A 25929-nucleotide genomic window follows, 5' to 3' on the forward strand; every position below is an offset into this window, starting at 1 on the left:
GCCCATCCTTCCTTATCTATATATAACGTTTTAATCTGAATCTAATAAAACGAAAACTGCACTTTAGTCGGGTATAAAAAAAGCCCCCTTTCAGGAGGCCTTTTTAATCTTTGCTAATTAAGCAGAGAATGGATGACGTAAAACAATTGTTTCTGCACGATCTGGACCAGTTGAAACGATATCAATCGGACATTCGATTAATTGTTCAATACGCTTAACATAAGCCAAAGCATTTGCTGGTAATTGATCGATACTAGTTAAACCAACAGTCGACTCGCTCCAACCAGGCATAGTTTCATAGATTGGCTTCAAGCATTCAAAAGAAACCGCATCTGAAGAACCGACACAACCTGAATCTGTATTTTCATAACCTACACAGATTTTTACTTCTTCCAAACCATCTAAAACGTCAAGTTTAGTTAAGCAAATACCTGAAAGTGAGTTTACATCTACAGAACGGCGAAGAATTTCAGCATCAAACCAACCACAACGACGTTGACGGCCAGTAGAAGCACCAAATTCATGACCAACTGTACCTAGGTGTTTACCAATCGGATCACCAGAATCAGCAGCTGCATCGTAAACCAATTCAGTTGGGAATGGACCTGCACCTACACGTGTTGTATAAGCTTTAGTAATACCTAATACATAATCAAGATGTAAAGGCCCCATACCTGAACCAGAGCTTACGCCACCCGCAGTTGTATTTGAACTTGTAACATACGGATAAGTACCGTGGTCGATGTCTAGAAGTGAGCCTTGAGCTCCTTCAAACATTACAGCCTTACCTTCTTTGCGATAGTCATGCAACACTTTAGTAACGTCAATCACTAATGGAGCAAGCACTTCACGCCATTGGTTGCAAAGAGCCAATACATCTTCAAATTTAACAGCTTCTACACCGTAGAACTGAGTTAATTGGAAGTTATGTAACTCAAGCATTTCTTGAAGTTTTTCTTCTAACGCTGCACCACCACGAACAAGGTCAGCAACACGCACTGCACGGCGAGCTACTTTATCTTCGTATGCAGGACCAATACCACGACCTGTAGTACCGATTTTAGCATTACCACGTTTCTTCTCACGTGCCTGATCAAGTGCAATGTGGTTAGGCAAAATGAGTGGACAGTTTGGAGAAATACGTAGACGTTCTTTAACAGGAACACCTTCTGCTTCCAAAATTCCCATTTCTTCAATTAACGCGGCTGGTGAAAGTACTACACCATTACCAATTAAGCACAATACGTTTTCACGTAAAATGCCTGATGGAATGAGGTGCAATACAGTCTTTTTACCACCTACGACAAGAGTATGACCTGCGTTATGTCCGCCTTGATAACGTACTACCGCAGCCGCCTGATCTGTGAGCAGGTCGACGATTTTACCTTTACCTTCGTCGCCCCATTGGGTACCAAGTACCACAACATTTTTGCCCATAATAGCCTCATTACATCATGCTGTTAAAATTGGAAACCACCAGTAAAAATTTACCGTTGGCGATTAAATCTTTTCAATATTCCATTGTCCATTTTGCGACACGAGTTGATGGGTCGCATATGGAATAGAACTTAAATCATCATTACCTAACAATTGAACTACACGTAAACCTTGAGCACGTGCATTCGAAATTGCTAAGAGTAAATCCTGTTCTGAGCCTTTTGGAGCAACAACAGTTTCGATTTCGGCGAACTGATTTGCACCTAGGGCATATAAATCACAACTAAAGCCAGTAGCAGGACGTGCGCGGCCAAAGTGCTCACCAATACCATCATAACGACCACCCTGCGCTAAAGGCGCGGCACGATTCGGTGCATAGACCGCATACATTAAGCCAGTGTGGTAGTGATAACTACGTAGCTCTACAACATCAATACCGATATTGAGATTTGGCCAACGGCCTTTAATTTGCGCAAGTGTCGTTTTAAGTGCATCTAATGCTGATTTAAACTCAACATCTTGTAAGATGTTTGCACTTAAATTCGCCTGCAATGCTTCTAGATCACTAGAATAGCGGCCAAGTGCATAGAAATCAGAACCCATATTGAGGTTTTGAGTAAATTCAGCTAACTCTGGTAACGCTTTTCTTTGATAAAGATCTGAAAGCTCATGCTCTTCATTTTTTGACAGTCCAGCACATTTTACTAAACTGCGGAACAATCCTACATGACCCAAATCTAAATGCGCGCCTTGTAAAGTATAGATGTTCTCGATCAACCCCAGCATAACATCGACCATTTCGACATCAGCTTCGATACTGTCATGCCCGTATAACTCTGCACCTAATTGTAGAGGTGCACGTGTGGCATTGAAATTTTGTGGTTTAGTATGTAATACAGTCCCTGAATAACAGTAACGTGCAACGCCTTCAACTGGTCTTACATGTGCATCGATACGTGCAACTTGCGGCGTCATATCAGCACGAACACCGAGTAAACGGCCTGAGAGCTGATCAATGACCTTAAAAGTTACTAAATCTAAGTCTTGATTTGATTCTGATAATGAAGACAACGATTCGATGTATTCGATAAATGGTGTATATACCAATTGATAACCTCGTACCGCGAGGAAATCTAAAGCTTCACGGCGAAGTTTTTCAATGACTTGCGCCTGTTCCGGCAATACATCTGCTACCCCGTCAGGCAGCAACCATGTCTCTGAAATGGTCATATTTCAAGCCTAAAATCTGATCAACGTGGAACGACCCCACATAAAAAAATCGGGAACACACCCGATTTCTCTTAGTGTAGCATGATACTTTGTGCCATGCACCTGACAATTTGCATAAATCTTTCTTAATAAACTCTAAAGTCAAAAAGAAGATTTTATGATTTAATAATAATATTCAACATCTTATTCTCATTCACTCATATCATAGACAAAAGTTCTTCGACCAAAGAATGGGCCAATATCTGAGCTATCTCCTTGTTGCCAGTTAACCAGATTTAATCTTTGAATAGCTTTCTTAAGGTATTTTAAATTTAGAAAGAATCACACAGATCCAATAAACGATTTGCATAGCCCCATTCATTATCGTACCAAGCGAATACTTTAGCTTGATGGCCAACAACCATCGTCTGAGTTAAATCAACGATGAGTGAGTAAGGTGAATGATTGAAATCACTCGAAACTAATGGCTCATCTGTTACCGCCATAATTTCCGCATAATCTGTTTGAGATGCTTTAATTAGCAACTCATTAATGTGATGCACAGTAATTGGAGATTGCGCGATAAAAGTTAAGTCAATTGCAGCTACATTAATAGTCGGTACACGAATTGAATAACCATCAATACGGTCTTCCATTTTAGGCATAACACGTTTTAATGCGCCGAGTGCACTAGATGTGGTCGGGATAATATTTTGCCCTGAAGCTCTAGCACGACGTAAATCACGATGTGCGTGGTCAAGAACAGATTGATCTGCTGTCACTGCATGAATTTCTGTCATAAGCGCAGTTTCAATACCGAAAGCATCATCAATGATTTTTACTAATGGAACCAAAGCCTGTGTAGTACATGAAACACTTGATATGATCTGATCAGTCACTTTGACTTCATTATGGTTCACACCATAAACAATGGCTGCATCGACATGATCAAAAGGTGCTGCACCAATAATAACCCGCTTCGCCCCTGCTTGTAGATGACGTGTTGCATCCGCATGAGAACGGAACAGTCCCGTACACTCAAGTACCACATCAATATCTAAACTAGACCATGGTAAAACTTCGGGTTGTTTCTGCTTTAAAACCTCAACTTTTAACGCTCGTTGATTTGACTGAATATTCAAAAAAACTTTTTCATTTTCAATCAATATATCTACATTTCCATTGAAGCGGCCATGCGTAGAATCATATTTAAATAAATGCACTAATGTCTGAACATCTGCTATATCGTTAATCGCCACGATTTCAAAATGAAATTGTTTTGGGCTTTCGAACCAGGCGCGTAAAACATTACGTCCAATCCGACCAAACCCATTAATGGCGATACGTTGCATGACCTATCCTTATCAACAAAACTACAAACTAAAGAAGGCATATAGTAAAGCACGTCAAGGCCAATTGAATATAGATTTTTAGCCAAATCACAGTTTTGTAAGATATTCCTTTTAAAATCGTTGGTTCGGTGGGGTTTTTCCGCTACAATTTAGCGTTTTTAAAAAATAAGCCCCGTATCACATGCAAGGTTTGGCATAAAACAAACAGGCATTGATACATTTAGCCAAATTCGAAAATATGGAGTGACTTGGTTGTGAGTACTCGTTTAATGACATCTGCTGAAATTCGTGAAGCATTTTTGCGCTACTTTGAAACGCAAGGGCATACACGTGTCGCGTCGAGTTCTCTTGTTCCTGCCAACGACCCAACTTTACTATTTACAAATGCTGGGATGAACCAGTTTAAAGACTGCTTTTTAGGTCTTGAGAAACGTGACTATGTACGTGCAACAACATCTCAAAAATGTGTACGTGCTGGCGGTAAACATAATGACTTAGATAACGTTGGTTATACTGCACGTCACCATACATTCTTTGAAATGTTAGGTAATTTCTCATTTGGTGATTATTTCAAACGTGATGCACTTAAATTCGCATGGGAATTTTTAACCAGCGAACAATGGCTTGCTTTACCAAAAGATAAACTTTATGCCACGGTTTACCACACCGATGACGAAGCTTACGACATCTGGAACAAAGAAATCGGTTTAGCGCCAGAACGTATTATCCGTATTGGTGATAATAAAGGCGAAAAATACGCATCTGACAACTTCTGGGCAATGGGTGATACTGGCCCATGTGGTCCATGTTCTGAAATTTTCTTTGACCATGGTGATCACATTTGGGGTGGTTTACCAGGCACACCTGAAGAAGACGGTGACCGTTTCATTGAAATCTGGAACAACGTTTTCATGCAGTTTAACCGTACTGCTGATGGCGTGCTTCACCCTCTCCCTGCTCCATCTGTTGATACAGGTATGGGACTAGAACGTATTTCTGCTGTATTGCAACATGTTAATTCAAACTACGATATTGACCTGTTCCAACACTTATTAAAAGCTGCTGCAAATATTATTGGTATTGAAGACCAAGGTCAGCCTTCTTTACGTGTTGTTGCAGACCATGCACGTTCATGTTGTTTCCTCATTGCTGATGGTGTAAACCCAAGTAATGAAGGTCGCGGTTATGTACTTCGCCGTATTATCCGCCGCGCCGTGCGTCACGGTAATAAACTTGGTGCAACTGGTACGTTCTTCTACAAAATGTTGCAACCTTTAATTGAAGTTATGGGTGATGCATATCCAGAGCTTGCAGCGCGTAAAGATGTGATTGAAGCAACTTTAATTCGTGAAGAAGAACAGTTTGCTAAAACACTTGAGCAAGGCTTAAAACTACTTGAAGGCGAGCTTGCTCAATTAAAAGATAAGACGATTCCTGGTGCCACTGTATTTAAACTTTACGACACTTACGGCTTCCCGACAGACTTAACTGCTGATATTGCACGTGAACGTGACTTTATTATTGATGAAGCTGGTTTTGAAGTAGAAATGGCAGCACAGCGTCAACGTGCTCGTGATGCTGGTAAGTTTGCAGTTGACTACAACAACATTGTAAAAGTTGAAGGCGAAACTCAGTTTGACGGTTACATCAACACCACTGGTCAAGGTCAAATTGTAGCGATCTACAAAGATGGCGTACAAGTTGATGAAGTTTCTGAAGGTGATGAAGCGCTTATCGTTTTAAACCAAACTCCTTTCTATGCTGAAAGTGGTGGTCAGATTGGCGACACTGGTATCTTCAAAAATGAAACTGGTATTTTTGAAGTTCAAGATACTAAAAAGTCAGGTGGTGCCTTTGTTCATCAAGGTATTGTGACCGTTGGTAGTCTTAAAGCCGATCAAAATGTTGAAACGATTGTTAAAGCAGACATTCGTGAAGCAACTGCACGTAACCACTCTGCAACTCACCTATTACATGCTGCCCTTCGTCAAATCTTAGGTTCACATGTACAACAAAAAGGTTCTTTAGTTGCAAGCGATATCTTACGTTTCGACTTTGCTAATGACCAACCTGTAACTTTTGAACAGTTACAACAAGTTGAGCGCTTAGTGAATGCAGAAATTATTGCAAATAGTGCTGTAACAACCGAACTTCTTGATATCGAGGCTGCAAAAGCTAAAGGTGCCATGATGTTGTTCGGTGAAAAATATGGTGATGAAGTACGTGTACTTTCTATGGGTTCAATTATTGATGAGAAAAACTTCTCAATTGAACTTTGTGGTGGTATCCACGTTAAACGTACAGGTGATATTGGTTTATTCAAAATCACTTCTGAAGGTGGTGTAGCTGCCGGTGTACGTCGTATTGAAGCTGTTACAGGTACTAAAGCGCTAGATGTAGTACAAAAAACTGATGCTGATATCCAGCACATTAATGGCTTATTAAAAGCACAGAAAGACCAAACTGTTGAGCGTGTACAAGCCAATGTTGAATTGGTTTCTGCATTACAAAAGCAGATTGAACAGCTCAATCAGAAATTGGCAAACTTCCAAGCGTCAGAATTGATTGACCAGGTACAAACCATTGCTGGTCGTCAAACGCTTATTACCACTGTTCAAGGTGTAGATGCAAAATCACTTCGCAACTTACATGACAGTGTTAAATCGAAATTAGAGAATGCAATTATTGTGTTAGCTGGTGTAGAGGGTGACAAAGTCAGCCTACTTGCTTCAGTTGCATCACAATACACTGCAACTCTAAAAGCAGGTGACATCATCAAACATCTAGCAACCGAGTTAGGTGGTAAAGGTGGTGGTAAACCTGACTTAGCACAAGGTGGCGCGCCACTTAACGAGAAGTTTGGACAAGTTATCGCAGCATTGCCTGCATGGCTTGAACAAAAATAAGACTTCACTTTTTGTGTAACTGACCCTGAAAAGCCTCTCAGGGTCATGGCTTATATGGAACAACTATGGCATTAATCGTTCAAAAGAATTAATGCCATTTAGCCACTCTAAGACACACCAAGACAAAAACAACAATAAAAGCCTTATTTCTCAATATTTCCCTCGTTTTTAATATAGACATACTAAGACATTTTAGGACAGAATAAGTCTCATTAATTATGTACACATACGTGTACATATTAGTACTTATCTCTTACTTGACCAAAATTATGTACACAGGTGGACTATGGCTTTAACTGAAGTGTGGCTGAAAGCTAATAACGGCAAGGCACGTGATAAAGTTGAAGAAATAGCAGATCGGGATTCAATGAGTGTCAGAGTCTCACCTAAAGGTAAAATTGTTTTTCAGCTTCGGTACCGTTTTGCTGGAAAAGCTGAACGTTTAGACCTTGGTACCTACCCTCATATCTCTCTCAAAGATGCACGTGTAAAAGCTAGTGAAATGCGTTCACTATTAGATAAGGGAATGAATCCTAAAGTTGAGGTTCGTGTACAGCAGCAAAAATACATCGATGCAAGCACATTTGAAGATGTCTTTAATGACTGGTATGAAAGTTATTGTCTAAAGAAAAAGACTTCTGCACAGCAAATTAAAAACACCTTTGAACAACATGTCATCCCTGAAATTGGTGATTTACCAGTTGACCGCATTACTCTGCAACAATGGTTGGCCTTACTTGAAGAATTAGCTGATGATGTACCTTCGATCGCAGATCGGGTATTAACGAATGCAAAACAGGTTCTAAAATGGTCTAAAAAAAGACAATTGCTTGAAGTGAATGTCTTATCCGATATCTATGCTAAAGAAGATCTAGGAATTGAAAGAAATAGAGGTACCAGATTTCTTTCGGATGAAGAAATTAAAATGGTTTTGATGGCTATTGAAGAATCAAATATTTTGCCTAAAAACAAAATTTTCTTAAAACTATGTTTAATGTTTGGTTGTAGAAATGGCGAACTCAGAAAAGCCAAAAAGACAGATTTCGATTTAAATAGAAAGGTTTGGATTGTTCCTGTAGTAAACAATAAGACTGGCAAGAAAACTGGCCGTGAAATTATTCGCCCTATTTTGCCTGAAATGGAGGCATTAATTGTCGAGGCTTTTGAATACAGCACATGTGAGTACTTCTTAACTAATGACAGTGAAGCAACCCCTATGAGCCATGGTTCTTCAAATTCATTGCCTGGTTATGTAATGGAACGCCTTAGAAGACATCATGATTATCACATGAAACATTGGTCGCTTCATGATCTACGAAGAACTGCTCGTACTAATTTCAGTGCATTTACATCGCGTGATGTTGCACAACTCATGATTGGCCATGTAATGTCTGGTGAACAAGGCACATATGATTATTATGAGTACCTACCCCAGCAAACTGAAGCATATGCAAAATGGTTAGAAAAAATTAAATTACTTACTAAATAATTGAGAATTAAGAAATGAAATATTGGGTTTACTTTTATATCGAGCATACAATTAAATATGGTGAACCTTTCTATAAAGAATCTGGGTGGTCTTTGGGTTTTAAGAATAATTATATTGTTGTAAGTTTGATGCATAGCTGACGAAGGTTTATTAAATAATTTTAGAGGGATCTTAAAATGTGTGCTAATTACGAACCAATACATTTTATAAAACGAAACAAGTCTATTTTGCTTCGTTTTATATAAATTAAAAATATATTTATTTACATTGGCTCAACATATCAAGTTTGTTATTTACTACCTTAGTTTTTACATCCAGCAAACTTAACAAACTTGGGAATAAATTATCCTGACTTAACTTTTGTTTAGTTTTTTGGCTTAAACAATTCACTTGAGCAAGATTATGTTGTTTCCAACTTTCAGAGAACCACATAATCATTGGTACATGTGTTTGTTGGCTCGGTGCGATTGCATAAGGTGAACCATGTAAATATAAACCATGTTCTCCGGTTGATTCGCCATGATCAGATAAATACCATAAACCTGTCTGATACTTTGATATTTCTTTTAGAGTATTAATCATTTGGCTTAATACATGGTCTGTATATACAATTGTATTATCATAACTATTTAGCAATTCAGTATGCGAACAGCCCTGTATCGCATTAGTATCACAAGTCGGTTTAAAAGGTTGATATGCCTCAGGTGCACGCTTGTAATATGCAGGTCCATGACTACCCACTTGATGCAGAACAATCAAACGCGGACGATCATCATCTTTGGCAATAGTAGCCAAATACTGCTTTAAGCTGTCAATGAGAATGTCATCATAACATTCGCCATCTTTACACCATTTTTTCTTTAAGTTTTCTGGAATCTGGTATTGTTCAACGCGATCACATACACCTTTACAACCCGAGTTATTATCAATCCAAGTCACTTGGTAACCCGCACGTTTTGCAATATCTAATAAACCTTCGCGGTGACTAGCTAATTGCTCATCATAATCTACACGTGGCATACCCGAGAACATACATGGCACAGAAACAGCTGTCGCCGTACCGCATGAGCTCACTTGCGAAAAGTTGAAAATATCTTGTTTAGAAAGCTCCGGATTCGTATTTTTTGCATACCCATTTAGAGAGAAACTTTCGGCACGTGCCGTTTCACCGACAACAAGTATCATTAACTTAGGGAGGTTCTTTTGTACTTGCTGAACTTGATGAGCATCTTGTCCATATATCACAAGAGGCAGATTTTTCTTCGGAGCCTTCTTATGATAGTAAGACATAAGCGATGAAATACTATTTTGCGGTGAAATCATCCCTTTTAAATCACGATGCTCACGAAATATTGCAGCGAAATCGACATAGTAAGTAAAAAGTAAAACACCGACCACTGCAAATGAAGCTACCAGTGAGAATACTTTCTTCAATAACAACCGTGATGCTTTTTCTTGTTTAAATTTAACTTGAGTAATTAAAAAAATGGGCAAAATAACAAAAAAAACTGTCCATAAAACAAAGCGTAAAGAGATTAGATCGGTAACTTCCGAAACATCGGTCTGCACCATATTTTGAATTTGGTCGGGTGAAATAATGACACCCAATGTATTTACAAAATAAGAGCTAAAACCACCAATAAATATCAATAAAATTGCAAAGATTTTGGCAGTCCATTTCCAATTTATTAATTGAAAAATTAAATTATATGCCGCTATTAAAATAACTAATGTCGCCCCTAAGAAAAGAACTGACTTAATACCATTATAAGGTGTAAGTTGATGGATTTTTTTAAAAAAACCTATATTCAGAAATAAACCTAGCCAGATAGATAAAAGCAAATTAAAATTTAATAGTGTAATATTATTACATATCTCTTTGAATTTTAAAAAATTTACTAGCATTTAAAAACCACTAAATATTAAAAACTCGAAATCTTAGCTAGTAAAACTTAAATAGAAATTAAAAAATGAGCTTAGTAACCAATAAGAATACAAAGCTATATTATTAAAAACAAATCTTTAAGCTCATCTTAATTTTAAAAATTTATTGTTTGATAAATTTATCATTTGAGACTCTTAGATGAATAATTCAAGTCATGAAATGAGTGAGTATATAACTAAAGTCCCCCAAGTTACCCTTCTATTCTGGATTACTAAAATCTTCGCAACTACTTTTGGTGAAACTGGCGGAGATAGTTTTTCAATGTCATTGAAACTTGGGTATTTAACTAGTACTTTTATTTTTGCCATAGTTTTTATTATCTTATTGATCTGTCAAATTAAGGCAAAAAGTTATAAACCATATTTATATTGGTTTACCATTATTGCGAGTACAACTGTTGGTACAACATTAGCAGACTTTGTCACTCGATCTTTAGGTATTGGTTATAGTGGAGGAAGTAGCTTACTCCTCGGCTTAGTCATCTTCTCATTATTGGGTTGGTATAAAGTTGAAGGCAGCGTCTCCCCTCATACCGTTAATAAACCTAAATCAGAAGTCTTTTATTGGTTAACAATTACCTTTAGCCAAACTTTGGGTACAGCTCTTGGTGACTGGTCAGCAGATACGATTGGATTAGGCTATAGTGGCGGGATTGCTCTTTTCTCAGCACTCATTTTATTGATGGTGTTTTTGTATAAATTCACTTCTGTTTCACGAACATTTTTATTCTGGAGCACTTTTATTTTAACTCGTCCTTTGGGTGCTTTAGTTGGAGACTTTCTAGATAAGCCCCTTTCCGCTGGAGGTTTAGACTTAAGCCGTTTTGCAGCATCAGGAGTAATATTAGTTGCTATTTTAATATGTATTTATTTTAGTAAAAATAATCAGTTAGGTAATGTAAAAAATGCATAAATTGTAAAAGCTCTCCTCAGAGGGCTTTCACACAAATACCAACACTCACATTGTTATTGATCGTATGAGCTGTGCATCCTGAAAATAGAATGCACAGCAGTGTGATTGTGAAAGCTATCTTTGAACGTCTGTATTGAAAGAAAGTCATATAACAACCCGATTGGCAATCCAACCATAGAAAAACTGTTCCTGCTTTGGATTACGCTCACAGATTTCAATGTAGCGTTGTCCTTGCATAATATTGAGAACTCGCACCAGAACTTTCTCGCCTTCTTTCCCGCGTTTGGCCAGATAGGTTTTTAGAGCTCTAAGAGTTTCAGATCCATAAACACCATCAACCTCTAAATCTGCATATCCAGCTTTACCTTGGTTGTTTAGTAAGTTCAAAGCTCGTTGTAAAAGAGGTTTTGCAAAGCCGGTACCGCAATTCACACCAGTGTCTAGAAGCTCTTCGGCCACTGCTGAGCTGATTGTATTTACTTGGTCAAATCGCGGAGCTGTCCAATAGTTTTTGCGGTAAATTGCTTTGGCCACATCCAGAGGTAAATCTTTCATATTACCCTTATAGCCGTTTTCACGTGCTACAGCTTGAGTTATACCGTATTTGGTTGCACCGCCCCGATCTGCTGGGTTATTTACGTAACCACCCTCGCGCTTAATTAACTCATCAAGATATTGTTCAATATTCATCTCAGTTTCCTTTAGATATAAAAAAAACCGCCCGAAGGCGGCATTAACTGTTTTCAATGTCTTTTCTGGCTTTTTTAAACTCTTTGATCACTTCAACGATCGTTTTACCTTCCTGCTTATCAATGAAGTTAAAGATCCATCGGACCAAAGCCCAACCGGGTAATCCACAAACAAAGAAGAATCCACCAAGTGCTATCATCCCCCATACATCAGTAACCCATTCATGAAGCCCCCACTTCACAATGATGAACGAGCCACCAGCCAAACTTGAAACAACCGTACAGATCAAGCCCACTGCCCACTCTTGTGGTGAACGTGGCATACGAGTCATTAATACCACTGCTGCAACCAAACCGACCGCTAAAGTCACCATGATTGCAATCCCGTACAATTTTAGTAGTGCTGTAAAACCGCTTGTGGAAACTGGTTCCATTAATATCTCCAAAAAATTTAGACAATAAAAAAGCACCCGAATTGGGTGCTCAAAGTTCTTTTAAAGTTTAAAGTGTTTGTAAGATTTTCCCTCCATTAATCAATTGAGTTGTCAGTGGTGCAACTCCCACAATTGCAGGTCCACCCGGCCCCGGCTGACCTTCAGTCGTTCCATGGTATTGCCAGTTCCACGTTCCATCATTAGTGGACTTGGTACCACGTTCGCCCCAGTTTCCGCCATCACCTGATAATGGAGATCCATAACGGTCATTTTGGGTTCGGTAACCTTTACCGGGCACTGCAGCTTCAGCATCGGTTACTTTGACAACCATAAAGTCACCATTTAAGTACCAACGCCAATCTTGTGAGTCGCTAGTAATAGGCTGTCCTGTCATTACCCGACCAAAAGGTGCACCAGCTCCTCCCGGAATACCCTGAACCCCATACGATAATCCTGTATAAATACCACTTGGTGTTGCTCCACCACCTGAACCGCCTCGAGCTAACGTCCCTCCATCGATAATCAGGTTTAGTTTGCTGTGTCGGTTTAATAAACCTGGTGCACCTTGAAATCCATCACGGCGGGTTTTGGTAAAGTTGTAATCCGGATCCGTTTCCCAAGCGCCAAAGGCCAAATGAGGCAAACCGCCATCTCCACCACGTCCAACAACAGCACCTTTAATCGTTAGATTCACCACCAGATCAGGTGGGAACTCCCCTGTATCTATCGCTGGTAATTCAGTTGCAGCAGGAACGATATACTCTCGTTTTGCAGGACTAGACTTATAGTCGAATTTATAGACAAATCTGGTTTCCGGTCGATAAGAACTTGAGCTTGAAACTAGTGCACCTGCTTCAACTACAAAACTGATTTCTCCAGTCGTTGGCAAATCCCCTCTTTGCATCTGATATAAACGTGCCAGATTAATATCCAGCTGGTCATATCGAATGTAAATCGGTGAATCATCAACCGGCACATCAATAAAGTCCTTGTCATTGAGGTAATAACGTTCATCGTAATTAATTGCAGTAATGGTATTAGAGAACTGGTCAGCCGGTTCTCTTTTTGCAACCAGATAAGGCAGTGAGCCTTTGGTATCGTCATTAACTACGGTGTAGATAGTATTCACAAAGTCATCGGGACTAAGCTTTAAGGCCCCGTTCGGTAAACGCCCTAAAACTACTTTGTTCTTGGCTGAACCCGGCGTAACGGGAATCAGGTCCACGGTACCATCCCCCATTTGCAGATAGATCACATAGCTCTTGCCTGCAATGAAATCGACATCATGGCTTAGGGTGAGAATTAAACCTTCTTGCTGTACCACCTCGCCGCTTTGATGAATACCATTGCGATAATCCGCTACAGCAATCCGGTCACGTAAAACCAGTAATTCTGATTCTGGTGCCGCATCAAAGGTAATGGATTTGCGCTGGAAGCGAAGCTTGTTCCAAAGCCGGTACGCATTAAAATGAGCTTGCCACTTGTTACGCACACCTACAGATTTCACCTCTTTGGGGTTCTTGGCCCCTTTATCCGGTAGATAGATATTGATACGACTATCGTCGGTCGGATCCGTGTATTCATAGATCAGTCCGTCGTAGTCATCCATCACGCCAAAGGTCAGGTCATGCTTGTAACTATCCGGAATGATATTCCTGAAGTTAAACAGCATTACCGAGTTATCAGTTGGACGTTCAAAATAAAGCTTGAGCTTATTATTTTGCCGATATGCAGTACAAAACACGGCATCACAAAGATTGGTGACCAGCTCTTCAAAAGACAGGTTTGTATCATCAATCGTAGTACAGAACTCAGCCGCAAGTGGTGTACCAAAATAATCAACTACATCGTTATATGTGCGATAGATGTTTTCCAGATCAATCTCATCAATCGTACGGCGACCAATCTTCTCATCCAGTGCCATTGAGACTAGTGCATCAGCAAAGCTAGACGTTGGATATAGCTCTGTTGTCATTGCCCCGTTTTTATAAGTCGGCAACATTCGCTGGAGATCAAAATTGATCTTGCGGGACTTAACAGATAAAGCTCCAGTGGTTGCATAAGTACGCGCACGAAAAACCGTTTCATGCTCATACACTGTACTTTGCAAAGGATAAGCACCGTAAAGCGCCTGCCACTTTACTTCATCAACAACAGTGGTAACTGCCGGTGTTGGAGTTAAACGGCGTGCACGGACACTACAGCGACCCTGAAAAGTCACCATATCCAGCGTTGCACCAACTGTCTGACGTGACTTTGCTGAACCCTTTAGAATGATCTGCTTCAGCATTGGATTGCCAATGGCTGCACCAGATTCATTTACCGGTGTTACCTCAACTTCAATCGTGACGTTTACAGCACCCTGATTTCCACCTGCTGAAACGGTATAAAGTCCATTTGTGGCCACAAAATTACACAGCACCCGGCTACGTTCAACATTGTCCAGAATGAAAGGACCAATCCACTTTTCACCTATTGAACTTATCTTTGGTGATAAAGCTGTTGTTTGTTGGTTACTTAACTCTTTAAGCTTTAACCAGTTGGAGTTTACCGCAGCCGGATTAGACAATGCCATACGGTCATCAGCTACCGATAGAACGCTATATGTACCGTTTAAATCATAAGTCTGGCCGTTAAAAGTAAACGAAGCATTTGTGATTTCTACCCGGTCATTACTAACAAACTTAGTGGTTAAATCCGTATTGTTTGCAGATGCACGCAAGATCTCATTTGGATATGCAAAAAGAAGATAGTTGGTACCTTCCAAGCTTTGAGTATCTGCCGGACGCAAGATCTGGCCATTCACCGAGTTTTGATGCTGAACCGTTAGTGGCGGCGTGGTAATTTCGGTACCAAGCGAAAAATATGGCTCACCCGAGACAATATCGACACCCGGTCGATAGACTTCTACCGATGCACCGGCAATATCAACAATGTTGGTTTCACCGTCATATGCACCGTTAATTTTATAGTGACCACGACCAATACAACCAACAACATGCTCTACTTCGACATTGTTTTCATATACCTTGTAAGGCACAGTAATCAGATCAGGGGTATCGTGAGCGGCACCATAAATATCTGCGATACGACCATTTACGCGAGTTTTATTTTCACGGTTTGATAATTCGTTATTTGCAGACGAGGATTGATTGTTATTCTGGTTGGTTTGGGTAATTGATGGTACTGGCATTAATAATGCAACAGCCACACCCATAACTATAGAGGCAACCACTATCCAAGCTAGAGTTATGGGGTCCATACCCTTGGGATTCTCAATTACAATGAAAGTGCCTGGCAAGAAATCGAGCTGCTTTAATTCATATGCATTCTTCGGCGTGACTTCATTCGCAAATGAAATTTCTGCATGATCCATATTGCTTGTGGTATGAAAAATACGGACATGCTCAGGCATATGGTCATATTTTGAAGTAAGCCATTGACCCAAAGTTTCGGCGTGTTCAATTGTTTTGTCTTCGGATAAAGGGTCTTGTTTATAAATAATCTTAATCATAGAAACTCACACGATTAAATCCAAATGCTTGAACGACTTGAATTGGCATCCATGAAACGCCTGATTCCTGCAAATGCAAAATACGCCCCAAACGAAAAAGCCCCACATGTGGGGGCTTGTTTCGGTATCTAGAGTGAAAGGCGACTATGCAGCCTTCCTTAGGCATAGGCAATGGATTTAGTAACTTCAATCTTGATGGCAGAAATACCTTCTCTTTGACGGGCTTCATAAAAAACTCAAGCGCCTCTCCTCGATCAATATCATATAGATCCATTGCAGCTTCATGCGCGAAGTGAACACAGTTGTAGTATTCCTCGTCATATTGCTTATCGAGCAAATGATCGTGACTCTTCATATAGCCCCCTTCAAACCACTAAAACGATCCAGTGCAAAGATATCTCCAGTCTTCGCAGTATTTAATCGTGGTGATTCAGCCTTGAATGTCACAGCTTTATGATTCATGGCAACACTGGAGAGTTGTAGACCTAGTAGATAAAACATTGGTGTATTCAAGTTATCTGAACTATAAAGGCGGTAATTTACGGTCGGCTTTACATTAGAATATTGCCCCTCAATTACCCGTTCAAACTCATCCGGCAAAATATCACCAAGCCCAGATATTGAAACGGTCAAAGTCTGGTCCAGATCACCGAGCATTCCGGATCTTTGAATTGTCATTGGTAGGTATTCGTAAAATACTTGCCCCGCGCCTTCATTGTGCTGAACATACACCCCGCGATCATCATTACGGACCACCCGGTAAGTATTCATAAAAGAAGGGTGTGATAGTTCAATACATTCCAGTTGATAAACATCTACTTTTCGATTGAAAAAGAATTTGGCATATTCGTTATCCATTAGACCTCCCAATCTTTGATAAGTGCCTGATCAGCGATAAGGTTAGGCTGGTTTTGAACAACTTCGAGCTGTGCATTTACCCGGTAAAGGTTGCCATTCACTTCATTGGTCTTGAACGAGTTTGGAATGAAATTGCATAGATATTGCTGACGTGCTCCCTGATCAATCACCAGATCCGCATAAAATGAAGCTGGCTTATTCTGATAGATCCGCCAGAAGGCCATCATTTTATTGAAATCGGTTTTACTTAAATTCCAGTTCACATCAACAATGTGGCTATTACGTTTTACATCGATGTAATAGCGACCACGTCCGCCATCCATCTGCTGACGTTTCACATCATCACCTGGTGTTACGCCATAGCCGCTGGTCTGGGGATTTAGCTTTAACTTGTACATAACTTTCCTTCAGGCAATAAAAAACCGACCTTTAATTAGGTCGGTTCTTAATATTCAAATTGATTTATTTTAATAATAGCCATGCAACGCCTCCTAAAGCACTTATCAAAACTGAGATTGCAATAATAAGTAATGCATAACTTTGGATCTTACCTACATAATCAGCACCAGATTCGCTCATTTTTCCATCTACCTTTAAATGTGATTTTGATGTATGATTTGTCATATAGAGATTTCTCCTCTTAACTTTGATCGGTTGAGTTGAATTGAAAACCTCAGTGCGCCAACACTGGGGTTTTTGCTTTTTGGAACTTTATAAATTTCCAACCTGTTTATCCTCATGCGGTTTTTCCGCATACAGACATAAAAAAACCACCCGAAGGTGGTCATTTCATAATATTGGCTGTCAATGGGTTTTAGAAGTAGATGTAGGTTTAAGGTGTCAACAGCTCTTGCCCTTCTATAAGGGTAGCGTTAAATTATCCTCCTTATACCCACCTCTTTAAAAATTAGCTATTACCTTCCATTAACTTTCCACTCCACTCTATAAGTACAATGTTAAATTTATCTCTCCTTATACCTGTTACTTTAAAAGGTATCTGTTACGCTCCATTAACATTTCTCTCTTCTATAAGTGCAACTTTAATTTTTCCTCCTTATACCGTTATCTTTAAAATGTTTTAGTTACATTCCATTAACATCTCTTCCTTCTATAAGGGGGAATCTAAAACTATCGATTCCGTCTTGCTGTCGTATTCTCAGTCAAAGACCGACTAATAGTTGAGTTTGGATTACCAATTTGGTCACTTACAAGTTTCGGTACCTTTCTTGGAAGCTGCTTATCCAGTTCATCTGTAACAATGATCCGGACTGTTTGCTCGTCCAGTTGTTCGGCTTCAACTGTCGCCCCACTCACCTGATTAATCACTTCAATTTTGAAATTGATTGTCGGTGTAGAAGGTTCAATTGAAGGCATCATCTCAGCTTGAGGGCGTGAAATACGTCCTAAAGTAAAATCCTGAACATCATCCAGATTTGAACGATTCTGAACTAAACCATTAGATGAGAAGTAGACCTTGCCATCATGGAATAAGTCAGAATTTGCCGAAGACGCCAACTTAGGTGTGTCTCTATTAACTTTATAGATAATCTGAGTATCTTGAACCGATTGATTAAAGATGTCAGCTTGCTTTTGGCTTTCTATAAAGGCATTAGAGCTCATCATTGCACGGCGCATGACACTATCAGCTGAGGCATTGTTATTGAGAAAAGCTTCAGGGTTTGCACTCTTACGCATTTTCTCAACTAAACCAACTCCCCCCCAGCGTTTAATATCTTCTTGGGACCAGACCACCTCTCCTTTATGGACAATACCAGCAGGCTGATATTTCCCACCTCGACCTGTATAACCACCTTCCGCAAAACCTTGATCTTTGATTGCCCGGATGTTTGCAATGATGCTTGCACCCTGTGCAACAGCTCCAGCAATTAATGGAATGTTAAGAGGAAAACCAGCTTTTGAAGCTGCTGCAATATTTTGCTGAATCGCAATACCCGCAGCTGCAATCGCATAAGCTTTATCTGCAGCGAACATGATTTTGTAAGCTTTAGATTGCTCTCCAAACATTGAACCAAACATAGATGTAAGAGAACCCATCATTTGGCCACCAAATGCAATTTGAGTGTTCAAGCGGTCTTGCTGATACTTATCTTCAATATCCTGAGCATTCTTTGCATATTCGGTGGCAATCTGATTACGTTGATCTTGAGCAGCTTGAATGATAGCTGTTTTTTGATTTTCGTAATCCTGCTGCTTAATTAGCCCTGCTTCGAATTGAGCGTTCAAACCATCTAAAGAGTTTTGCTCATTCAGGTCGGTAGCAGCAAATTGACTATCTGCTAAATCATTTGCAGCATTTAAACGGCTAAAACGTTCCTGATCCTGTCTGAAAAACTCGCCAGCACCATTCATATCGGCTTGGATACCACCCCAGTTTTGAACAGCGTTATTCACTTTATCGCGTGTCTCTTTATCCTGATTGGCTTTAGATAATGCGATTAGCTTTTGCCGCTCTTCTATAGAAAGCTTGGTATTCTTAAGAATTTCCTCCCGTTCGAGTCTGTAACGTTCCTGCATGGCTTGCGTTTCCGAAAGCAATGATAAACGTGCCTGAAATAAACGCTGTTCCTGAGCTAATTGCATTAACCCAAGTTCTTGCTTTAATTGTTGAGCTAATAGATCAACAGCCTCTTTACGCTGATCTTTAGTTAAATCTAGGTCATGCTCGGCCTCAAACTGACGCTTGGCATAGCTATCTTTTAATATTTGCTCTTCCGTCTTTGTGTAGTCTCGGAATGAATCAAGCTTAGTCTTTGTAGCTTGCTCAGCAATAGCAATATCATTATCTGCACGTGCTTGAAGTTCTGCTTTAATTTCGGCCTTGCGTTCTGGGCTAAAGTTAGCTTTATCAACATCCTCAAGTTTTTTGGCCAGATCATTCCTAATCTTTGTTACTTGATTAGCAACCTCATTCTCTAACTGAAGGCGAAGTTTTGCCTGCTCCTCAGCCATTTTAGTTGTATCTTGAATAAGCTTATCAAAGTCTTTTGATGAAATATCGCCAGCAGAATAGCCATTAATACCAGCCATATAACTTTGATAGTCTTTCCAGTATTGATTATTATTTTTACCAATACCTTTACCCTTCATTACATTGCCTTCACCTGCATGGTATGCACGTACAGCCTTTTCTAAATCACCTTTAAAAAGCTTCAAAAGATAAGACATGTACTTAGCCGCACCTTCAGCAGACTGTGCTAAATCAGTGCGGTCTTTTACGCCATATTGCTTGGCAGTACCTTCGAGAAACTGAAATCCACCAGTCGCCCCGGTTTCTTTGTTATAGGCTTTTGCATTACCTTTCGATTCGATCATATGAATCGCGGATAATGTTCCTGATGGAAGTTTGTATTTAGACTCTAGATCTGCAAAGCCGAATTTTGAAGCATTCGCTAGGACTTTCGCATTTACACTTAGTACTTTTTGCTGATTTTTAAGCTCCTTGTTTTGCTCACGTATAGAATCAGTTCTAGCATCCGTGATGGCTTTGATTGATTCTTCTGCTTTCCAAGTATCCGTTAATGCTTTCATAGCCTCTCGGTCTGCTGCCTTAAGACCCTTAGCTAATGAATCTTTATAAAGCTTCAGTAAATCATTAGCCTGAGACTCAGAAAAACCTTTTTTCATTACTATCTCGACAAATTGCGTATCCCACAATTTATCTGCATACAATTTCTGTAAGGACTTTTGAGCCTCATCTGCAGCCTGTTTTGTATTCTTGATAGCATCAGCATGCTTCTGTTGCTCAATTGCTGCATTTTGGGCTTTATTACCCGTTAAGGTAACTTCAATACCAAACAATTTAATGGCTGTTTTGGTCTTATCAGCCTTTTCATAAGCTTCATTATATTTGTCGATTTGCTCCTTTAATGCATCTCTTAGGCTTGGGGGTAACTTCTGCTTTGCAAGTTGCTCCATAGCCTCCTTGTAGCTAATCGTGCCCAATCGAGCTTCATTAGAAATCCTTGTAAGTTCAACATTACCTTTACCGTAGTTTTGAATATCAATTAAAGCTGAACCAACAGCCATTTCTGTTTTTTTCAACTCCTCATTTTGAGCTTTAAAAGCCGTTGTTAAGTCATTAATAGCTTTGGTTTTTGCCTCACCTTTTAAGCCTTTTAATTCTTCAGCAGTACGGTTAGCCACTTCGGCTTGTTCAGCGAGAGTTCTATTCGCTTCTTCTGCCTTACCTTTAAAATAAGTGTAAGTTGCAGCCAGAGCGGATACACCTAAGGTAATTGCTCCAATTGGACCCCCGATAAGTCCTAATGCTCGGCTACCAATACTACCAACTAAAGAAGAAGCTGCTGAGAGGCGTGTTTGCGCAGCAGTTTGTGCATTTGTAGCAGCAGTTACTGCTGCCTGTGCTTGTGCGTATCGAGTTGCTGCCGCAGTTGCTCCAAATTTAGCTTGGGTTTCTGCATTTGTTGCTCGCACATTCGCGAGATGAGCTTTTGCTGCATTCAAAGCAGCGGTAGCTTCTGCATATTCTGCTTGAGCATTTAATACAGATGCTTGGCGGCTCGCTAAAGTTGAAGCCATTCCCTCTTTAATAGCAGCGCTCTTAATCAAAATTGCACGAGTTATATAACCAATACCAACGACCAAAGCCCCATCAGCAATTAAATCTAAATTACTTGCAAGAGTTTGAACTGATCCAGCTAATACCTGTGCCGCACCACTTCCCTTACCTGCTTCGCCAACAAATTTTGTGATCTCGTTGTTTAGGAGTGTGAGAGACTGCCCGATTGTGATATCTGTTTTAGCAAAAAGAGCATCAACATCAGATTCTACATTTCTAAGCGCTTTTACAATTTCTTGTGAAGTAATTTTTCCTTCAGCCGCAACTGAACGCAACTCTCCTACGGTGATCCCCATACCTTTAGCAATAGCCTTTGCTAGAGCTGGTGTTTGTTCCATAACTGAGTTGAGTTCTTCACCACGTAATGTACCGCTTGCCAAAGCCTGCCCGAATTGAACTAAAGCTGCATCAGCTGCTTCTGCACTTGCACCACTGATCGCAACTGCTTTTGATACTGTTTCAGTTAGTCGAGCAGTGTCATCCATAGTTAAATTCAGTGTTTTAGCATTATCACTAAAACGTTGATATACCTGTAACACAGAATCCCAAGCTGAATAGGTTTTTTGAGCAATTCGGAAAGTGTCTTCCGTAGCCTTGTTTAACTCAGCTTGATTGTTAGTGACTAACTTAAGGCGATTTTGTAATCCAGTATATGTATCCATCTTTGAAATGGCTGAACCTACTGTTAATAAACCAGCCATGTGTCCAGCTAAAGCTCTGGTGGCTACAGACAAGCTGTCCATAGACTTAGATGCAAATTCACCTTTACGTTCAATGCTAACAAGTTCATTGCCTAGATTACGCGCATTACGTTCAGCATTTTGCGAATCAATAACAATGACCAAACGGGATTCTTGTGCCATTTTACTTTCCTCTAGGCAATAAAAAACCCACTCAATGAGTGGGTAGTTCTTTTTAAGTTAAATATAATTACCAAGCAGGGTAGTTAAACCAATTTTAAAAAGCACCCTAGGGTGCTTTTTATACAAGATATTATTTATTCTCATGGTAACGAAGAATACTAGCTACTTTTTGAAATAAGTAGCCTGCAAGGAATCCATTAAATATAATTCCGATTCCTGTTGCTATCATAACTCCAGACCAAACCGTTTCTTTACCATAGTAAGAAGCTACTTCAATTCGACCAAATGCAAGAATAAATAAAAAACCTGCGATAAAGCCGAGAGCTATTAACACCCACCCGATAGCATTACAAACTTCACTTTCTCTCATTGGTTTATATTGTGGTGCACTCATCTTAATCTACCTTGTTAAAGTTCTTCAAAACTTTGTAAGTAATATCTTGATTAGTGGCATCAATTACTTCCAATAAAGCACCTTTATAACCTATTTGCTTAGATTGGCTTAAATCATATTCAACATCATTATTGAATGCAGGACGTGCTTGATTACTTGAGAATTCACGGTACCCGACATTAATTTTATTTCCAAATTTTCCACTATAAATTAATGTTTGTTGGAAGGAATTATCTGATGCAATTGCTACTGTCTTCATAGTAGCTTGATGTTTATCAGTACAGTTTTTTGCATTAAATACTGTTACTACACAGAGCTTACCTTCAGTATCTAACATAACTACTTTAAATGGGTCAGCTAAAGGGTTTTTCTGAACCATCCCCCCACCACTGACAGTGTTGAATGGCTGAAAATATTGCCCTTTTTCATTTTTGCCTGTTTTTAAGTAAATGCCTGAAGTAAGTGAATAAGCAAAACTAATTTTAATATTTTCAGGGACGTTTAGAACTTCACGATCAACCACCATTCCCTGTTCAAGCATTTGATCCCCTACAAATGCTTTATTAACTGATCCAATTGGCGGTTTGCTTATATTTTTAGGTATAGCTTGATAATTATAGGCTGGAGTAGCGCACCCCACCAACCCAAGACCAATTAAACCCGCAGCCAATATTTTTTTCATGAATTTCACCGTTTGTTATAAAGTGTACTAACTTTAACAAACTGGTTACTAAATGTCACATAAAGGAAAACCACCCGAAGGTGGTCTTTTAAATCAGGCTATGCATGTAAAAGTTTTTCAGCACCAGCAGCCAAGAAAGCCGATCGAGTAGTATATCTCTTACCTTTACCTACATTCTCATCAATTTTACGAATCAAACGGCTTGGTAAAGTAACATTGATTTTTTCTGGTTTACCCAGATAACGACTAACATCAACTTCGGTAACCGCCCAGATCATTCCTTTATATTCAGGATCATCGACAAATTTAACTAGTTCGGAAGCTAATGGGATTTCCTCACCATCTTCAGCCAATATTTCTAAATGGCCTGAAATAGCTTCTTTAACATTCTCAATAGCTTCTTCAAGTGTGTCACCAGCACTAAAACAACCTGGAATATCAGGAACAGTGACACCAAATGCCTCAGTATCTGATCCTCGTTCAATTGCAATTGGATATAACATCTCAACACTCCATGCCCTTGGCATAAACATATCGCCCACTGCGTTATGATTAGTTGTAAGGGATATAGTATTTAAAGTCGGGAAACAGCGGGTCAATTTAGACCCGCTTGTTTCAAAATGCTTTTAACAGTTCCGTTTGGTAAATCCTTTTTAGGATGTGGGATTGTAACTAACCCCTTTTTGGTTGGGTGTTTAAAGTGATGATGACTTCCTGAAACCCTAACCTCATACCAACCATCTGCTTCAATCATTTTGATTAAATCCAGACTTTTCACACCAATCCCTTATTAACTTGATGAGATAATAATAACCCTAGAGTTATTATATGTAAATAACTCTAGGGTTACTTTTTTGAGGACTTGGAATTTATTTTTTTATGGGCTTCATCTAAAAACAAGTTATCCAATGCAAAAATACAGTCATTAAAGATATGAGCAGCTACTGGTAAATCATTATGCTCTGCATAGACATTGATTGCCTGCTGATCTAAAGATAACGGGATGCCCTGCTCATACCGTCTGGATCTGGCAATAGTACTAAATGCCGAAAAAATAGAGTCAGCCGCATGCGAATATTCTGGCGGATCCGGAATACGGCCACCTAAGAACTTGATTTGCTCGATTTCGTGCGGCGTTTTCGACGCATACGTTTTTTGATATTTGTAGAGCTCGATGACTTTCCCAGAATTAAAGCCTTGTCCTTGTCTGCGTCTTCCTGAATCTTCTGGGCCTGTTCTTTAATGAATAGCCAGATTGAAATACCAATATCACCAAGATTAAGAAGCTTTGAGGCATTCTCAGGTGTATAGGGCTTTTCAGACTCAACAGTTTTACCGTCTACGATTTCGGCAAATACCACACCCTTCCAGTCTTCTATTAAATGGGCAGCACATGCATCCATTAACAACTCGTGATAAAGCTTGGCATCTTCATCTTTGACCATTACATCGTAGCCCTTAGACGAGATCTGGTTACCTGCTCGTTCAATGGCTACCTGAAAAGGCTTATAAGCGATACCACGGACTTTGAACTCTGCCTGTACTTCGCCATCAACCCCCTTGTATTCACACCATTTTGATACGTCCGAGCTTTTAATAATTCCGACTTTTAAAGCCATAACAACCTCTGAAATTTTAGAAATAAAAAAGCCCATGGGATTCCATAGGCTTTGTTACTGAATGAGCTGATTAAACAAGAGCACGCACAATCGTTGGCGCTGTACGGACTTGGGCAAAGTTGATGTCTACAGTAATAATGTCGTCACCACCGCCATCTGGGTGATTGGCTTCCATGACTTCCAGTTGCGGGAAGTTAAACGAATATTTACTGCCTTTGCTGTCTTTAATATCAAAGGTCAATGTAAACACATCTCGGGTTTTAATGGCATCAATCCACCCTGCTGAAGTTGACGAGAACATGAAAGAAGCATTCGCCTCAATATCCATCATCTTTTCAATATAGAACTCTGGTGTGTACTTACCCGAACCGATACAACGGATTGCTTCAAGGTTGTTATTGATAGAAATGGTAAGAGACTGTAGACACGCTTTACCCTGAATTGACTGGCCGTTTACAAGCAAGTTTTCCACGTTTGGCATACTGACCAGTGGACGTGTTGAAGCTGCAACCGGATTTACAACAGGGTTGACTTGCTGTCTAGTAAATGAGCTACCTACAAGACCAAAGTTACCAGTGATCTTTCCTGTAGTCTGGATAGTAATTTCACCAGAATTGACCTGAACTCCACGGTAAATAAACACCTGCCCAATATCTTCAAAAACTTTAACTAACGTTAATGATTTTCGAACAGTACCGCCAATTGTTAAGCTGTTTGTCGCCCAGTTATTAAAGGCTAAAGCACTTAAGAATAAGTCAAATGTTCCAAGAGATAGTTCAAACTCTAACTGCCCTGCCACTTCGGCTTCAGTAACTACCCCGCCTTGTCGATAGCGTGAATCCACTACTTCGCTGCTTTCTTCAGTAGATACGTTTTCTGATAAGCCATCTGTTACTCTTCGAACGGTGTACCAAATTGGATTTGCTGGAGTCGTCCCTAATACTGCTTCTTCACAAGCATATAATCGAATTTTTGCGCCTGAACTCATTTATGGTTCTCCAAAATTTAGGCAATAAAAAACCCGCT

General features: G+C 39.7%; 21 protein-coding genes. 3 read left to right on the forward strand and 18 right to left on the reverse strand.

Going from position 1 to position 25929, the window contains the following annotated elements; all coding sequences use genetic code 11:
* Positions 1-117: 117 nt before the first annotated feature.
* From H7R46_RS11980 to H7R46_RS11990, 3 genes are all read right to left on the reverse strand, one after another.
* Entirely contained in the window at positions 118-1437 is a 1320-nt protein-coding gene (locus tag H7R46_RS11980) for an adenylosuccinate synthase (RefSeq protein WP_002121613.1), read from the reverse strand.
* Between the two features lie 63 nt (positions 1438-1500).
* Positions 1501-2667: an ATP phosphoribosyltransferase regulatory subunit gene (locus H7R46_RS11985; protein ID WP_005070329.1), complete on the reverse strand. Its 1167-nt coding sequence runs from the start codon at positions 2665-2667 to the stop codon at positions 1501-1503.
* A 311-nt stretch (positions 2668-2978) separates the two neighbouring features.
* On the reverse strand, positions 2979-3998 hold the full coding sequence (locus H7R46_RS11990; protein WP_005070332.1) for a type I glyceraldehyde-3-phosphate dehydrogenase: 1020 nt from the start codon (positions 3996-3998) through the stop codon (positions 2979-2981).
* A 269-nt stretch (positions 3999-4267) separates the two neighbouring features.
* Here H7R46_RS11990 and alaS point away from each other — a divergent pair, with 269 nt between their 5' ends.
* Entirely contained in the window at positions 4268-6904 is a 2637-nt protein-coding gene (gene alaS, locus H7R46_RS11995) for an alanine--tRNA ligase (RefSeq protein ID WP_005070334.1), read from the forward strand.
* Positions 6905-7190: 286 nt separating this feature from the next.
* A complete protein-coding gene (locus H7R46_RS12000) occupies positions 7191-8393 on the forward strand; it encodes a tyrosine-type recombinase/integrase (protein WP_001229162.1) in 1203 nt (400 codons plus the stop codon).
* A 258-nt stretch (positions 8394-8651) separates the two neighbouring features.
* On the opposite strand, the gene H7R46_RS12005 is transcribed toward H7R46_RS12000, so the two are convergent.
* On the reverse strand, positions 8652-10298 hold the full coding sequence (locus H7R46_RS12005; RefSeq protein WP_004793693.1) for a phosphoethanolamine transferase: 1647 nt from the start codon (positions 10296-10298) through the stop codon (positions 8652-8654).
* Positions 10299-10476: 178 nt separating this feature from the next.
* Between H7R46_RS12005 and H7R46_RS12010 the strand changes: the two genes are divergently transcribed.
* Positions 10477-11250, forward strand: coding sequence for a membrane protein (locus tag H7R46_RS12010; RefSeq protein ID WP_001066069.1), 774 nt, complete (start codon positions 10477-10479; stop codon positions 11248-11250).
* Between the two features lie 144 nt (positions 11251-11394).
* On the opposite strand, the gene H7R46_RS12015 is transcribed toward H7R46_RS12010, so the two are convergent.
* The 14 genes from H7R46_RS12015 to H7R46_RS12080 all read right to left on the reverse strand — a co-directional run bounded on the left by H7R46_RS12015 (position 11395) and on the right by H7R46_RS12080 (position 25891).
* Positions 11395-11940: a glycoside hydrolase family 108 protein gene (locus H7R46_RS12015; protein WP_001019728.1), complete on the reverse strand. Its 546-nt coding sequence runs from the start codon at positions 11938-11940 to the stop codon at positions 11395-11397.
* 43 nt (positions 11941-11983) lie between these two features.
* A complete protein-coding gene (locus tag H7R46_RS12020; RefSeq protein ID WP_000433907.1) occupies positions 11984-12373 on the reverse strand; it encodes a hypothetical protein in 390 nt (129 codons plus the stop codon).
* Positions 12374-12440: 67 nt separating this feature from the next.
* Positions 12441-15887: a host specificity factor TipJ family phage tail protein gene (locus H7R46_RS12025; protein ID WP_017399363.1), complete on the reverse strand. Its 3447-nt coding sequence runs from the start codon at positions 15885-15887 to the stop codon at positions 12441-12443.
* Positions 15880-16242 (reverse strand): hypothetical protein, encoded by a 363-nt coding sequence (locus H7R46_RS12030; RefSeq protein WP_000835157.1) that lies wholly within the window; start codon positions 16240-16242, stop codon positions 15880-15882. Before H7R46_RS12030 ends, H7R46_RS12025 begins: the two co-directional genes overlap by 8 nt.
* Positions 16239-16745, reverse strand: coding sequence for a DUF1833 family protein (locus tag H7R46_RS12035; protein ID WP_000368392.1), 507 nt, complete (start codon positions 16743-16745; stop codon positions 16239-16241). Before H7R46_RS12035 ends, H7R46_RS12030 begins: the two co-directional genes overlap by 4 nt.
* Positions 16745-17143 (reverse strand): hypothetical protein, encoded by a 399-nt coding sequence (locus H7R46_RS12040; protein ID WP_004793699.1) that lies wholly within the window; start codon positions 17141-17143, stop codon positions 16745-16747. Before H7R46_RS12040 ends, H7R46_RS12035 begins: the two co-directional genes overlap by 1 nt.
* 64 nt (positions 17144-17207) lie before the next feature.
* Positions 17208-17369, reverse strand: a complete 162-nt coding sequence (locus tag H7R46_RS12045; RefSeq protein ID WP_002121607.1) for a hypothetical protein — start codon at positions 17367-17369, stop codon at positions 17208-17210.
* A 504-nt stretch (positions 17370-17873) separates the two neighbouring features.
* A complete protein-coding gene (locus H7R46_RS12050; RefSeq protein WP_017399364.1) occupies positions 17874-22208 on the reverse strand; it encodes a tape measure protein in 4335 nt (1444 codons plus the stop codon).
* A gap of 130 nt (positions 22209-22338) precedes the next feature.
* Entirely contained in the window at positions 22339-22602 is a 264-nt protein-coding gene (locus H7R46_RS12055; protein WP_001275792.1) for a hypothetical protein, read from the reverse strand.
* A gap of 1 nt (position 22603) precedes the next feature.
* Positions 22604-23284, reverse strand: a complete 681-nt coding sequence (locus tag H7R46_RS12060; protein WP_000721572.1) for a hypothetical protein — start codon at positions 23282-23284, stop codon at positions 22604-22606.
* Between the two features lie 98 nt (positions 23285-23382).
* The gene (locus tag H7R46_RS12065; protein WP_000966688.1) at positions 23383-23787 is read right to left on the reverse strand and encodes a type II toxin-antitoxin system HicB family antitoxin; all 405 of its coding nucleotides are present in this window, start codon (positions 23785-23787) and stop codon (positions 23383-23385) included.
* Positions 23788-23879: 92 nt separating this feature from the next.
* Positions 23880-24062: a type II toxin-antitoxin system HicA family toxin gene (locus tag H7R46_RS12070; protein ID WP_000838146.1), complete on the reverse strand. Its 183-nt coding sequence runs from the start codon at positions 24060-24062 to the stop codon at positions 23880-23882.
* A 325-nt stretch (positions 24063-24387) separates the two neighbouring features.
* Positions 24388-24903, reverse strand: coding sequence for a hypothetical protein (locus tag H7R46_RS12075; protein ID WP_025464105.1), 516 nt, complete (start codon positions 24901-24903; stop codon positions 24388-24390).
* Positions 24904-24973: 70 nt separating this feature from the next.
* Complete coding sequence (locus H7R46_RS12080; RefSeq protein ID WP_002121543.1) at positions 24974-25891, reverse strand: phage tail tube protein; 918 nt, start codon at positions 25889-25891, stop codon at positions 24974-24976.
* Positions 25892-25929: the final 38 nt, after the last annotated feature.

Source organism: Acinetobacter sp. BEC1-S18-ESBL-01, from assembly GCF_014169935.1.
Lineage (GTDB): Bacteria > Pseudomonadota > Gammaproteobacteria > Pseudomonadales > Moraxellaceae > Acinetobacter > Acinetobacter pittii.

What these genes read in the sequence shown, in the direction of transcription:
- H7R46_RS12075 (WP_025464105.1), bottom strand. Translation starts at nt 24,903, where the DNA reads ATGGCTTTAAAAGTCGGAATTATTAAAAGCTCGGACGTATCAAAATGG.
- H7R46_RS12080 (WP_002121543.1), bottom strand. Translation starts at nt 25,891, where the DNA reads ATGAGTTCAGGCGCAAAAATTCGATTATATGCTTGTGAAGAAGCAGTA.
- H7R46_RS12030 (WP_000835157.1), bottom strand. Translation starts at nt 16,242, where the DNA reads ATGAAGAGTCACGATCATTTGCTCGATAAGCAATATGACGAGGAATAC.
- H7R46_RS12050 (WP_017399364.1), bottom strand. Translation starts at nt 22,208, where the DNA reads ATGGCACAAGAATCCCGTTTGGTCATTGTTATTGATTCGCAAAATGCT.
- H7R46_RS12045 (WP_002121607.1), bottom strand. Translation starts at nt 17,369, where the DNA reads ATGACAAATCATACATCAAAATCACATTTAAAGGTAGATGGAAAAATG.
- H7R46_RS12020 (WP_000433907.1), bottom strand. Translation starts at nt 12,373, where the DNA reads ATGGAACCAGTTTCCACAAGCGGTTTTACAGCACTACTAAAATTGTAC.
- H7R46_RS12060 (WP_000721572.1), bottom strand. Translation starts at nt 23,284, where the DNA reads ATGAAAAAAATATTGGCTGCGGGTTTAATTGGTCTTGGGTTGGTGGGG.
- H7R46_RS12055 (WP_001275792.1), bottom strand. Translation starts at nt 22,602, where the DNA reads ATGAGTGCACCACAATATAAACCAATGAGAGAAAGTGAAGTTTGTAAT.
- H7R46_RS12065 (WP_000966688.1), bottom strand. Translation starts at nt 23,787, where the DNA reads ATGTTATATCCAATTGCAATTGAACGAGGATCAGATACTGAGGCATTT.
- H7R46_RS11980 (WP_002121613.1), bottom strand. Translation starts at nt 1,437, where the DNA reads ATGGGCAAAAATGTTGTGGTACTTGGTACCCAATGGGGCGACGAAGGT.
- H7R46_RS12000 (WP_001229162.1), top strand. Translation starts at nt 7,191, where the DNA reads ATGGCTTTAACTGAAGTGTGGCTGAAAGCTAATAACGGCAAGGCACGT.
- H7R46_RS11990 (WP_005070332.1), bottom strand. Translation starts at nt 3,998, where the DNA reads ATGCAACGTATCGCCATTAATGGGTTTGGTCGGATTGGACGTAATGTT.
- H7R46_RS12005 (WP_004793693.1), bottom strand. Translation starts at nt 10,298, where the DNA reads ATGCTAGTAAATTTTTTAAAATTCAAAGAGATATGTAATAATATTACA.
- H7R46_RS11985 (WP_005070329.1), bottom strand. Translation starts at nt 2,667, where the DNA reads ATGACCATTTCAGAGACATGGTTGCTGCCTGACGGGGTAGCAGATGTA.
- alaS (WP_005070334.1), top strand. Translation starts at nt 4,268, where the DNA reads ATGACATCTGCTGAAATTCGTGAAGCATTTTTGCGCTACTTTGAAACG.
- H7R46_RS12025 (WP_017399363.1), bottom strand. Translation starts at nt 15,887, where the DNA reads ATGATTAAGATTATTTATAAACAAGACCCTTTATCCGAAGACAAAACA.
- H7R46_RS12040 (WP_004793699.1), bottom strand. Translation starts at nt 17,143, where the DNA reads ATGTACAAGTTAAAGCTAAATCCCCAGACCAGCGGCTATGGCGTAACA.
- H7R46_RS12015 (WP_001019728.1), bottom strand. Translation starts at nt 11,940, where the DNA reads ATGAATATTGAACAATATCTTGATGAGTTAATTAAGCGCGAGGGTGGT.
- H7R46_RS12035 (WP_000368392.1), bottom strand. Translation starts at nt 16,745, where the DNA reads ATGGATAACGAATATGCCAAATTCTTTTTCAATCGAAAAGTAGATGTT.
- H7R46_RS12010 (WP_001066069.1), top strand. Translation starts at nt 10,477, where the DNA reads ATGAATAATTCAAGTCATGAAATGAGTGAGTATATAACTAAAGTCCCC.